The organism is Zoogloea sp., from assembly GCF_030157465.1.
In the GTDB taxonomy this organism is placed as follows: Bacteria; Pseudomonadota; Gammaproteobacteria; order Burkholderiales; family Rhodocyclaceae; genus Zoogloea.
Genome location: NZ_JAOAUU010000126.1, coordinates 1 through 10,773, shown reverse-complemented (window position 1 = coordinate 10,773; position 10,773 = coordinate 1). Strand labels below are relative to the sequence as shown.

The following is a 10,773-nucleotide window of genomic DNA, read 5'->3' as shown; positions in this document are numbered from 1 at the left end:
CGGGCGCCGCCGATGCAGGCGTCGAAGCCGAATTCCTCGATGGCTTCGAGCAGGGTGACCGACTGGTGCTTGTTGCGGGATTCGCCTTCGTTCTTGAGGACGACGGTGCCGCGGGCCATGGAGTCTTCAACCGAACGCACGATCAGGCGCTCGCCGAGTTCGGCGGCGCGCTTGTCGCGAAAGTCGGTGACTTCCTTGTAGTTGTGGCCGGTGTCGATGTGCATCAGCGGGAAGGGGAAGCGACCGGGGCGGAAGGCTTTTTCGGCCAGGCGCAGCAGGCACAGGGAATCCTTGCCGCCGGAAAACAGCAGCACGGGGTTGCTGCACTGTCCGGCCACTTCTCGCATGATGTGGATGGCTTCGGATTCGAGCCAGTCCAGGTGGCTCAGGGTTTGCTTGGTGAGCGTCGACATTGCTTTACTCGTTAAAGGGTTCTTCGGTGCCCGTTACTTCTTGACGTGCAGGCCGCATTCCTTGGATTCGGGATTTTCCCACCACCAGCGTCCGGCGCGTACGTCTTCTCCGATGGAAACCGGGCGCGTGCAGGGTGCGCAGCCGATGCTCGGGTAGAACTTGTCGTGGAGGGCGTTGTACGGAACCTTGTTCAGGCGGATGTAGGCCCAGACTTCCTTCTCGGTCCAGTCGGACAGCGGGTTGAACTTGACGAGGCCGTTGCCGGCGTCATGTTCGCGCTTGGGGAGGTCGGTGCGGGTTGTTGACTGCTGCGCGCGCAGGCCGGTGATCCAGGCCTGTTTGCCGGCCAGCGCGCGGCCGAGGGGCTCGACCTTGCGGGCGTGGCAGCAGGCCTTGCGCAGCTCGACGCTGTCGTAGAAGCCGTTGATGCCGTGCTCGCGGGTGAAGCTTTCGACCGCTTCGTGCTGCGGGTAGAAGAACTTGAGCTTGAGGCCGTAGTGCTCCTGCACCTTGGCCATCAGCGCGTAGGTTTCGAGGGGCAGGCGGCCGGTGTCCAGCGAGAAAATCTCGATGGGCAGCTGAAGGGTGGCGATCACGTCGGTGAGCACCATGTCTTCGGCCCCGAGGCTGTTGGCCAGGGTGATGGCCGGCAGCTCGGCGGCCCAAGCAGCGAGATCGGTCTTGAGCGTGGCGACCTTGGCTTCGAGGCTGGCGAGCAGCACGGGATCGTCGAGCTTGGGATTCTGGTTCGGGTGCATGTTGCCTCCGGTCTCAGGCGGCGCGTGCTGCGCGGCGGAAAAGCGGTTCGGGCTGGTCGACGGCTGCCTGGTAGGGCGTGGAGAAATCCTTCAGGCTGGCCAGGGCCTCTTCGAGCTGGGCATCGGAGTACTTGCCGGCCTTGGGCTGGAGGGTGTCGAAGCCACAGCGCTGCATGAAGAAGAACTGGTCGCGCATGACGTCGCCGATGGCGCGGATCTCGCCCGTGAAACCGTAGCGGGTGCGCAGCAGGGCGGCGGAGGAATAGGCGCGGCCGTCGGTGAACTTGGGGAAGTTGAGGGCGACGGCGCTGATGCTGTCCAGGTCCGGCACGAGTTCTGCCACGTCTTCATGGCTGTCGAGCCACACGCCGAGGCCGGCACGGCCGGAGAGCTGGCCCTTGTGGGCCTGCCAGACGGCGAAGGGCACGAATACCGGGCCGGCGGCGAGGGTGAGCTCTTCGGGCGCCTGGGTTTCGTCGAGGACGAGAATCCGGGCGTCGTCGTCGACCAGTTGGCCGTTCTTGATGAGCTTAGGCATTTTGCTTCCTTTCCTTGACGGCGGCGTCGCCATAAACGCCGAGCTTGAACGGCTCGAGGCCGGTGCGGCGGACGGTTTCGATGAAGCGCTCGCCGGCCTGGCGCTGGGCCAGGTAGACGTCGATGATCTTGGCGATCACGCCGGGCATTTCGGCGGCCGCAAACGAGCGCCCGATGACCTTGCCAATGCTGGTGTGATTGCCCTGGCTGCCGCCTAGGCTGACCTGATACCACTCCTCGCCGTTCTTGTCGACGCCGAGGATGCCGATGTGGCCTACGTGGTGGTGGCCGCAGGAGTTCATGCAGCCGGAGATGTTGAGCTCGATGTCGCCGATGTCGTAGAGGTAGTCGAGATCATCGAAACGGGCCTGGATGGCGTTGGCGATGGGGATCGACTTGGCGTTGGCCAGCGCGCAGAAGTCGCCACCGGGGCAGCAGATCAGATCGGTCAGAAGGCCGAAGGTCGGGGTGGCGAGGCCGGCGGCGCGGGCTTTTTCCCAGACGGCGAAGAGTTCGGATTGCCTGACGTCGGCCAGCACGAGGTTTTGCTCGTGGGTGGCGCGTACTTCGCCGAAGCTGTGGGCGTCGGCCCAGTCCGCAACGAGATCGAGTTGCTCGGCGGTGACGTCGCCGGGGGCGCGGGCGGGGTTCTTGAGCGACAGCACGACGACGGCGTAGCCGGGCACCTTGTGGGCCAGCACGTTGCGGCGCGTCCAGGCGGCAAAGGCCGGGTTGGCGGCACGCTGGCTCACGTAGCCGGCGTCATCGGCCGGCAGGCTTGCATAGGCCGGGGTGGTGAAGTGGCCGGCAACGCGGGCGACTTCGGCTTCGGTGAGGGTGTTGGGGCCGTTCTTGCCGAAAACCCATTCTTCTTCCACCTGGCGCTTGAACTCGGCGATGCCGAGAGACTTCACCAGAATCTTGATGCGGGCCTTGTAGAGGTTGTCGCGGCGGCCGTAGCGGTTGTAGACCCGCAGGATGGCTTCGCAGTAGGTGATGATGTGCTGCCAGGGGACGAAATCGCTGATTTCTTCGCCGATGATCGGGGTGCGGCCCATGCCGCCGCCGACCAGCACGCGGAAACCAATCTCGCCGGCGGCGTCGCGCTTGAGTTCAAGACCGATGTCGTGACACTGGATGACGGCGCGGTCTTCGGCGGCGCCATTCACGGCAATCTTGAACTTGCGCGGCAGGAAGGCGAATTCCGGGTGGAAGGTGCTCCACTGGCGCAGCACTTCGCACCAGGGGCGCGGGTCGATGTGTTCGTCCCCGGCGACGCCCGCGAAGGGGTCGGAGGTGATGTTGCGGATGCAGGCGCCGGAAGTCTGGATGGCGTGCATCTCGACGGAGGCGAGCCCGGCGAGGATTTCGGGTACCGCTTCGAGCGCAGGCCAGTTGAACTGGACGTTCTGGCGCGTGGTGATGTGGGCGTAGCCCTTGTCGTAGGTGCGGGCAATGTGGGCCAGCTGACGAACCTGTCGCGAGGCGAGCAGGCCGTAGGGCACCGCGACGCGCAGCATCGGGGCATGGCGCTGGATGTACAGGCCGTTCTGGAGGCGCAGGGGACGGAACTCGTCGTCGGTCAGTTCGCCGGCCAGGTAGCGGCGGGTCTGCTCGCGAAACTGGGCAACGCGTTCGTCGACGATCTTCTGGTCGTAGGTGTCGTAGCGGTACATGGTTTTATCCTGGTTATCAGGGGGCGGTCAGGCCGCAATAAGCTTGCTGCCAACCAAGACCAGCATGGTTGCCAGAATCGGACGCAGCACCCGGTCGGGGACCCGGGTGGAAACATGGCTCCCCAGCCAGATGCCGGGCAGGGAGCCGATCAGCAGACTGCCAAGCAAGGCCCAGTCGATGTTGCCGAGGAACCAGTGACCAATGCCGGCCACCAGGGTCAGCGGCACCGCGTGGGCGATGTCGCTGCCGACGATGCGCAGGGTCGGCAGACGGGGGTACAGAAAGAACAAGGCGCTGACACCCAGGGCGCCGGCACCCACCGAAGAGATCGATACCAGCACACCGAGCACAACGCCGGTCAGGATGGTCAGCCACGCGGTGCGCCGCGGGTTTTCCTGACCGCCGGAATGCTTCAGGGCGTAGGCCTGGATCTGTTTGCGGAACACGATGGCCACGGCGGTGAGCAGCAGCGCGACACCCAGCGCGGTCTTGATCAGCGCCGCCGCGCCTCCGATGCCACCGGGGGCGAAGTTGGCGACGAGCACCAGCGTGACCACCGCACCGGGAATGCTGCCGGTGGCGAGTCTTCGGGTGATCGTCCAGTCCACGGTGCCCTTGAGGCCGTGGGCCAGGGTGCCGCCGGCCTTGGTGATGGCTGCATACAGCAGATCGGTTCCGACCGCGACGGAGGGATTGATGCCGAACAACAACACCAGCAGAGGCGTCATCAGCGACCCTCCACCCACCCCGGTCAGGCCGACAATGGCACCCACCGCAAAACCTGCAATCGTGTAAGCAATGCTCATGATAAGCCCAAATTCCTTGTGCGGCGCATCGTAGAACGACTTTTTAGATCGAAGAAGGCCTTTTTGGTTAGACAGTTAGAACTAAAAATTATATAAGTCGATTTCCCGGTTCCTAGCGCCGACAGCAGGCAACAAAAATGAACATTCAGCAGCTGAGATACGTCTTTGAGGTCGCCCGCCACGGCCTGAACGTCTCCGAAGCCGCGGAGGCCTTGTTTACGTCCCAGCCCGGCGTGTCGAAGCAGATCCGCTTGCTTGAGGATGAACTGGGTGTGGAGATTTTCGTGCGTCATGGCAAGCGCCTGATAGCCATCACCGAGCCGGGCCGGCAGGTGTTGCTGATTGCCGAACGCATGCTGCTGGATGTGGAAAACCTGCGAAAGGTGGGGGCCGAATTCAGCAACGAGGCAACCGGCAGCCTGTCCATCGCCTTCACCCACACCCAGGCCCGCTACGCGTTGCCCAGGGTTGTCCAGGCCTTCATGGCCCGGTATCCCAATGTTCGTTTGTCCTTTCACCAGGGCAATCCGAAGCAGGTCTGCGAGTACGTTCTTTCAGGCGTGGCCGATATCGCCATCGCCACCGAGGCGATCGCCGAGCACGAGGATATCGTGATGCTGCCCTGCTACCAGTGGAACCGCTGCGTCATCGCGCCGCAGCGCCATCCCATCTTGTCCGAGCATCCGCTGACCCTGGAGGCGATTGCCCGCTATCCGCTGGTGACATACGACTTTGCCTTCACCGGCCGCAACCGGATCAACGAGGCTTTTACCGGGCGCGGGCTCCGGCCGAACGTGATTCTCACGGCCATCGATTCGGACGTGATCAAGACTTATGTGGCGATGGGCCTGGGGGTCGGCATCCTGGCGCGCATGGCCTACGACGCGGCGGTGGACAAGGATCTGGGGATGCTGGATGCGGCGCATCTCTTCGAGTCGAGCACGACCCGCATCGGCGTGCGCCGCAATGCCTGGTTGCGGGGCTATGTGTATGCCTTCATCGAAATATTTGCGCCGCACCTCTCCCGCCGGGTGGTGGAGCTTGCACTGGCCGGGGGCGGGGAGGATCCGGGGCTGTAAGCACGGAGTGTTGGTTGGATGAAGCCCGGCCCCCGGCAAAAAGAAACCGGGGCCAGGCCCCGGGTTCCGTGGTGATGACGGTGCTGCGTGTTATGCGCGATTGCGGCGCATGCGGCTCAGACCAAGCAGGCCCAGGCCGGCCAGCACCATCGTCGAAGGCTCGGGAACCTTCGACGAGGCCAGCGCACCGACGATCCCGAATTCCTCGAAACCGTTGGTGTTGCAGCCCAGCGTGTTGCCGTCGAGCGGAGCGACGACGAAGGCGCCGGTGGCGTCCATGAGGCAGCCGACATTCGCTTTAACCACGAACAGGTCGGTGGCCAGGTACTGGTTGAGGTCCATGTCCGGCGCATAGACGAGGAAGTCCGGCTTGCCGGAGCCCTTGTTGTGCTCGAGCTTGATGTAGTCGTCACCGTTGGCGGTCACGCCGGCGCAGCCGTCCGGGTTGGTGAGCGGATTGTAGGCGTCCGCTGCGCAGGCTGACGCGCTTCCCAAAAAGGTCAGCTGACCGTAGTTGTAGGTCGGGTCGCTTAGGTCGAGGGTGCCGTTGTTGTTCCGGTCGAGGTTCCAGGAGGCCTTGACGGCGTTGGTCGCCGCATCCTGGATCTCGACCCGGGCACTCACAAACAGGGAGTCGAGCTTGCCGGCCTGGTTGTAGTCCGCGTAGATCACCGGGATGCTGGCCAGCGGATTCAGCGAATGCAGGTAGGTCAGCATGTTGCCGACCGTCGAGGTGCCGCCATTGAGCGCTGCCGGCTCGCTGTAGTCCTTGCCGTTCGGCGTATCCACCGGCGAGCTGAAGCGCTCCTGGGTGTTGCCGCCCCACGATCCCGTCCAGCCGAGTACGTTGTTATTGCTCGCCGCTTCGACCGGATTCTGGAAGTTTACGCCGGAACCGTTCGGGTTGAGGTTGGTGGCTCCGGATGCGCCGGAGGTCAGGTTGATGGCGATGGTTCCGGTGCCGGTCGTGAAGTCGAAGCTGCCGTAGGTGGCCGACGGGAGGAAGCCGCCGACGGGCTGGCTGGCGCTGCCCTGGATTGTGTCGAGAACCTTTGCGGAATAAGACCAGAAGGCGTCGTACTTGAAGGCGATGGGAATGCCGTTCATCAGGATCGCATCGCGGAGGTTGCCACTACCGTCCTTGTACTGGCCGTAGGTTGCGTTGGCATTGTTCTCGGGGGTCGGCAGGAGCGTGAAAGGCGCACTTGCGGCGCCAACCTGACCTGTAAAACCGGCTGCGGCAATGGCTGCTGCTGCCAAAATATTGATTTTTTTCGTTTTCATGGCTTTCTCCTCATGCGCGCTGAGTAAATCGGCAAAAACCACATATTCGAAACAAAATTTAGCATTTTGCGTGCCATTCTTGATGATATTGGCGTAAAGGAAGGCGCGGCGCGGCTTTTCACACGGGCTTGCTGCTTTTGAAGCGGTGACCTTTTGGCGATATGTAAAAAAAGCCGACGCCACGGGCGCAGAGGCGGGGTGGCGGAGAAGACGAGGTGCCGGGGGCCTTATTGTTTCGAGATCCTTCCCCGCCGGACCGGGATGGCGCTTTGTGAGAGACTCGGGTTTCCGTCGCCGTTCATCCCCCCGCCATGCAATCCCTGACTACCTTTGCCGCGCTGCTGCTGGCTTCCGTGCTGTTCGTTCCACTTTTCAAGCGTGCCGGGCTCGGGACGGTGCTGGGCTACCTGGCGGTGGGCATGCTGATCGGGCCTTTTGGCATCAAGCTGGTGCGGGATCCGGATAACCTGATGCACACCGCCGAGCTGGGCGTGGTTTTGCTGCTTTTCGTGATCGGGCTGGAATTGAAGCCGTCGCGTCTCTGGGCGCTGCGCCGCTCGGTGTTTGGCCTGGGTGCGCTGCAGCTGATCGGGTCGGCGGCGGCGCTGGCGGTGGCGGGGCGCTACCTTGGGTTGTCGCTGTCGGCGGCGGCGCTGGTCGGCATCATCCTGGCGCTGTCATCGACCGCTTTCGTGCTGCCAACCCTCGCCGAGCGTCGCGAGTTGTCGACGCGTTATGGGCGCGATGCCTTTGCAATCCTGTTGTTCCAGGATTTGTCGGTGATTCCGCTTTTGGCGCTGATTCCACTTTTCGGCACCGGAAAATCCACCGCACTCACCCACCCGGCGGTGGGCCTCGGCTTGCTGGTGGCGGTGGCGGTGGTCGGTCGGCCCTTGCTGAATGCCTTGTTCCGGCACGTCGCGCGGGTCAATAGCCGGGAGATGTTTACCGCCGCGGCGCTGGTGACGGTGCTCGGGCTGGCGCTGATGATGCAGGCGGGCGGGTTGTCCATGTCGCTGGGGGCCTTTGTGGCCGGGGTGCTGCTGGCCGATTCCGAATTTCGCCACGAGCTGGAGGCGTCGATTGCGCCTTTCCAGGGCTTGCTCCTCGGTTTGTTTTTCATGGCGGTGGGGATGTCCACCAACCTGAGTCTGCTGGTGAAGTTTCCGTGGCAGATCCTCGGGCTGACCGTCGGGCTGGTCGCCATCAAGTTTGGTGTTCTCTATGGCCTGCGCCGGCTGGTGGGCGGAGCGAAGCCGGAGGCCCGACTGCTGGCGCTGGCGCTGGCCCAGGGCGGCGAATTCGCCTTCGTGCTGTTCGACGCGGCCCAGTCCTTCCGGGTACTGGGCGAAGTGCAGGCCGACAAGCTCACGCTGGTGGTGGCGCTGTCGATGGCGGTGTCGCCGCTGCTGCTGATGCTCGGCGATTTCCTGGCCCGGGTCGATGTGGCGAAGCAGGCGCCGCGCGCCTTCGACGAAATGCCCGGCGAGGCCAGTGAAGTGGTCATCGCCGGTTTCGGGCGGGTCGGCCAGATCGTCGGCCGCCTGCTACTGGCGCGGGGGGCCCGCTTTACGGCGCTGGACGTGGATGCGGAGCAAGTGGACGCCGTGCGCAAGTTCGGGCTCAAGGTGTTCTACGGCGATGCGGGCAACCTCGATGTGCTGCACTCGGCTCAACTGGGGGAGGCCAAGGTTTTCGTGTTGGCGATTGACGACGTGAAGGCCTCGCTGCGCACCGCCGAGCTGGTGCGCAAGCATTTTCCCAATGTGCAGATCGTGGCGCGGGCGCGTAACCGCTTCCATGCCAGCCGGCTGATGGATCTGGGCATCGAGCGGCAAATCCGCGAAACCCTGCCTTCCAGCCTCGAAATGGCCCGCTGGACCCTCGAATTGCTCCACGAGCCTCCGGCGCTGGTGGACCAGATGGTGAGCAGCTTTGCCCGCCACGATGCGGAAGTGCTGGCGCGTCAGCAGGCGATCGCCCATGACGAAGGCAAGCTTATCCAGTCGTCGCGGGAGGCGCGGGAAGAGCTGGCCCAGATTCTCGAAGAGGCGCGCACAGCCTTCGTCAAGAAGGCGAAAGGCGTCAAGGCCTGAGCAGCAGGGCCTGGGTTTCGGCGGCGGAAAACCGGCTGGCGAGGGCCAGCATCAGCGCGATGCGGGCCTTGGGCGGGGGAAGATCGCCGGCGGTGAGCCAGCCTTCACCGTCATCGTCGGCATTGGCGTTGCGGGTCACCGGCCCGGCGCAGCGGCTGGCACGCAGGATCGCCACGCCCTGATCCCGTGCCAGGCGCAGGCCCGGCAGCCAGGCGGCCGGAACGCTGCCGTGTCCGGCCAGGGCCAGCACCAGGCCCCGTGCGCCATCCGTCACGCAGGCGTCGATGAGCCTGGCCGGGGCGCCGGCGTAGCCGGGCAGGATGTCCACCCGGGGAAGGCTTGTCACATCGAGATCGGCAAAGCGCCCGTCGGCCCGGGCGGTAGTCCAGGCTTCGGCCGATTCGAAGGCATCCAGCCCACTGGTGCGCGCCTTGACCAGGTGGCGGGCGCCGTGGGCCGCGCCGTTCATCACCACCAGCACGCCCTTGCCGCGGGCGTCGCTGCCGCTGGCGAGGCGGACGGCCGCGAGCAGGTTGGCCGGCCCGTCGGCCTGGGGGTGGTCGGCCGGGCGCATGGCGCCGGTGAGCACCACCGGCTTGCCGGCCGGAAGCGTCAGGTGCAGGAAATACGCCGTTTCTTCCAGGGTGTCGGTGCCGTGGAGGATGACGATGCCGTCAATGGCCGGGTCGCGCCGCGCCCGGCGCACGGCGGCAAGAATCACCAGCCAGTCGGAGGGCGTCATGTCCTTGCTGTCGAGGGCGAGGATTTGTTCCGCCGATATGTCGGCCGCCTCCGCCAGGCCCGGCACGGAGGCCAGCAGCGCACCCACCGGGCGCACGCCGGCCTTGTAGCGGCTGCCTCCGCTGGCCGGATCGGCTTCGCCGGCGATCGTGCCGCCGGTGGCGAGGATGTGGATCATTGTGGTGTGAGCCCTCTTCGCTTTCAGTGCGAAAGAATCTTGGCCAGAAACTGCTGTGCCCGCTCGGAGCGCGGGTTGGCGAAGAAGGCTTCCTTGGTGTCGTCCTCGACGATGCGACCCTGATCCATGAAGATCACCCGGTTGGCGACTTTCCGCGCGAAGCCCATTTCGTGGGTGACGCACATCATGGTCATGCCTTCCTGGGCGAGTTCGACCATCACGTCGAGCACCTCGTTGATCATCTCGGGGTCGAGGGCCGAGGTGGGTTCGTCGAAGAGCATGCAGATCGGGTCCATCGCCAGCGCCCGGGCGATCGCCACCCGTTGCTGCTGGCCGCCCGAGAGCTGGCCGGGGAATTTGTCGGCGTGGGCCTTGAGGCCAACCCGGTCGAGCAGCTTGAGGCCCTTGTCGCGGGCTTCGTCCTTCGAGCGGCCGAGCACCTTCACCTGGGCGATGGACAGGTTGTCGGTGATGCTCATGTGGGGAAACAGCTCGAAGTGCTGAAACACCATGCCCACCTTGCTGCGCAGCTTCGATAGATTGGTCTTCGGGTCGCCCACTGAAATGCCATTGATACTGATCGTGCCGGACTGGAAGGGCTCGAGGCCATTGACGCATTTGATCAGCGTCGATTTGCCCGAGCCGGACGGCCCGCACACCACGATCACTTCGCCCTTTTTTACCTCGGTGCTGCAGTCGGTAAGAACCTGGAAACTGCCGTAGTGCTTGGAAACATTGTGGATGGAGATCATGCGGGTTTCCCGGAATCAATGCGCCACGTGGGCGTTGAGTTTCTTTTGATAGCGGCGCACCAGTTGCGAGGCCGCAAAGCAGATGAAGAAGTAAACCGCGCCGGCAAACAGCAGCAGCTCGACCAGCCGGCCGTCCCGGTCGCCCACCTTGTAGGCCGCGCCGAAGAAGTCGGCCAGCGCCGACACATAAACCAGCGACGTATCCTGGAACAGCACGATGGCCTGGGTGAGCAGCAGCGGCACCATGTTGCGGAAGGCCTGCGGCAACACCACCAGACGCATGGCCTGGCTGTAGCTCATGCCCAGCGCCGAGGCGGCGGCGACCTGCCCCTTGGGCACGCTCTGGATACCGGCGCGGATGATTTCCGAGTAGTAGGCCGATTCGAACAGCGCGAAACCCATCATTGCCGAGCTCAGGCGCAGGTCGGTGCCCGGCGGGAAGTCGAGCAGG

At 64.4% G+C, this 10,773-nt stretch carries 11 protein-coding genes; 2 read left to right on the top strand and 9 right to left on the bottom strand.

From position 1 onward, the window contains the following. The 5 genes from Q1W26_RS14800 to Q1W26_RS14780 form a co-directional block, all read right to left on the bottom strand. Positions 1-413: phosphoadenosine phosphosulfate reductase family protein (locus Q1W26_RS14800; RefSeq protein ID WP_300441750.1), on the bottom strand; the 413-nt coding region annotated here is incomplete at its 3' end. Positions 414-446: 33 nt separating this feature from the next. After that, entirely contained in the window at positions 447-1,172 is a 726-nt protein-coding gene (locus Q1W26_RS14795; protein ID WP_300441748.1) for a phosphoadenylyl-sulfate reductase, read from the bottom strand. A 13-nt stretch (positions 1,173-1,185) separates the two neighbouring features. After that, positions 1,186-1,710, bottom strand: a complete 525-nt coding sequence (locus tag Q1W26_RS14790; protein WP_300441745.1) for a DUF934 domain-containing protein — start codon at positions 1,708-1,710, stop codon at positions 1,186-1,188. Then, positions 1,703-3,385, bottom strand: coding sequence for a nitrite/sulfite reductase (locus tag Q1W26_RS14785; RefSeq protein WP_300441743.1), 1,683 nt, complete (start codon positions 3,383-3,385; stop codon positions 1,703-1,705). The genes Q1W26_RS14790 and Q1W26_RS14785 overlap by 8 nt, the downstream gene beginning before the upstream one ends. Before the next feature lie 27 nt (positions 3,386-3,412). After that, a complete protein-coding gene (locus Q1W26_RS14780) occupies positions 3,413-4,192 on the bottom strand; it encodes a sulfite exporter TauE/SafE family protein (protein ID WP_300441739.1) in 780 nt (259 codons plus the stop codon). A gap of 137 nt (positions 4,193-4,329) precedes the next feature. Here Q1W26_RS14780 and cysB point away from each other — a divergent pair, with 137 nt between their 5' ends. Then, positions 4,330-5,271 (top strand): HTH-type transcriptional regulator CysB, encoded by a 942-nt coding sequence (gene cysB / locus Q1W26_RS14775; RefSeq protein WP_300441736.1) that lies wholly within the window; start codon positions 4,330-4,332, stop codon positions 5,269-5,271. A gap of 90 nt (positions 5,272-5,361) precedes the next feature. Here cysB and Q1W26_RS14770 read toward each other — a convergent pair whose 3' ends face one another. Next, positions 5,362-6,555: a PEP-CTERM sorting domain-containing protein gene (locus tag Q1W26_RS14770; RefSeq protein WP_300441734.1), complete on the bottom strand. Its 1,194-nt coding sequence runs from the start codon at positions 6,553-6,555 to the stop codon at positions 5,362-5,364. A gap of 311 nt (positions 6,556-6,866) precedes the next feature. Here Q1W26_RS14770 and Q1W26_RS14765 point away from each other — a divergent pair, with 311 nt between their 5' ends. Further along, positions 6,867-8,651, top strand: coding sequence for a monovalent cation:proton antiporter-2 (CPA2) family protein (locus Q1W26_RS14765; protein ID WP_300441731.1), 1,785 nt, complete (start codon positions 6,867-6,869; stop codon positions 8,649-8,651). On the opposite strand, the gene Q1W26_RS14760 is transcribed toward Q1W26_RS14765, so the two are convergent. The 3 genes from Q1W26_RS14760 to Q1W26_RS14750 form a co-directional block, all read right to left on the bottom strand. Next, positions 8,641-9,570: an asparaginase gene (locus Q1W26_RS14760; RefSeq protein ID WP_300441728.1), complete on the bottom strand. Its 930-nt coding sequence runs from the start codon at positions 9,568-9,570 to the stop codon at positions 8,641-8,643. The two genes, Q1W26_RS14765 and Q1W26_RS14760, sit on opposite strands and share 11 nt — an antisense overlap. A 23-nt stretch (positions 9,571-9,593) precedes the next feature. Beyond that, complete coding sequence (locus tag Q1W26_RS14755; protein ID WP_300441725.1) at positions 9,594-10,322, bottom strand: amino acid ABC transporter ATP-binding protein; 729 nt, start codon at positions 10,320-10,322, stop codon at positions 9,594-9,596. 15 nt (positions 10,323-10,337) lie between these two features. Then, the coding region (locus Q1W26_RS14750) for an ABC transporter permease subunit (RefSeq protein WP_300441723.1) at positions 10,338-10,773 on the bottom strand (436 nt) is incomplete at its 5' end.

Coding starts and splice junctions, on each gene's coding strand:
- Q1W26_RS14795 (WP_300441748.1), bottom strand. CDS start 1,172: ATGCACCCGAACCAGAATCCCAAGCTCGACGATCCCGTGCTGCTCGCC.
- Q1W26_RS14790 (WP_300441745.1), bottom strand. CDS start 1,710: ATGCCTAAGCTCATCAAGAACGGCCAACTGGTCGACGACGACGCCCGG.
- Q1W26_RS14785 (WP_300441743.1), bottom strand. CDS start 3,385: ATGTACCGCTACGACACCTACGACCAGAAGATCGTCGACGAACGCGTT.
- Q1W26_RS14780 (WP_300441739.1), bottom strand. CDS start 4,192: ATGAGCATTGCTTACACGATTGCAGGTTTTGCGGTGGGTGCCATTGTC.
- cysB (WP_300441736.1), top strand. CDS start 4,330: ATGAACATTCAGCAGCTGAGATACGTCTTTGAGGTCGCCCGCCACGGC.
- Q1W26_RS14770 (WP_300441734.1), bottom strand. CDS start 6,555: ATGAAAACGAAAAAAATCAATATTTTGGCAGCAGCAGCCATTGCCGCA.
- Q1W26_RS14765 (WP_300441731.1), top strand. CDS start 6,867: ATGCAATCCCTGACTACCTTTGCCGCGCTGCTGCTGGCTTCCGTGCTG.
- Q1W26_RS14760 (WP_300441728.1), bottom strand. CDS start 9,570: ATGATCCACATCCTCGCCACCGGCGGCACGATCGCCGGCGAAGCCGAT.
- Q1W26_RS14755 (WP_300441725.1), bottom strand. CDS start 10,322: ATGATCTCCATCCACAATGTTTCCAAGCACTACGGCAGTTTCCAGGTT.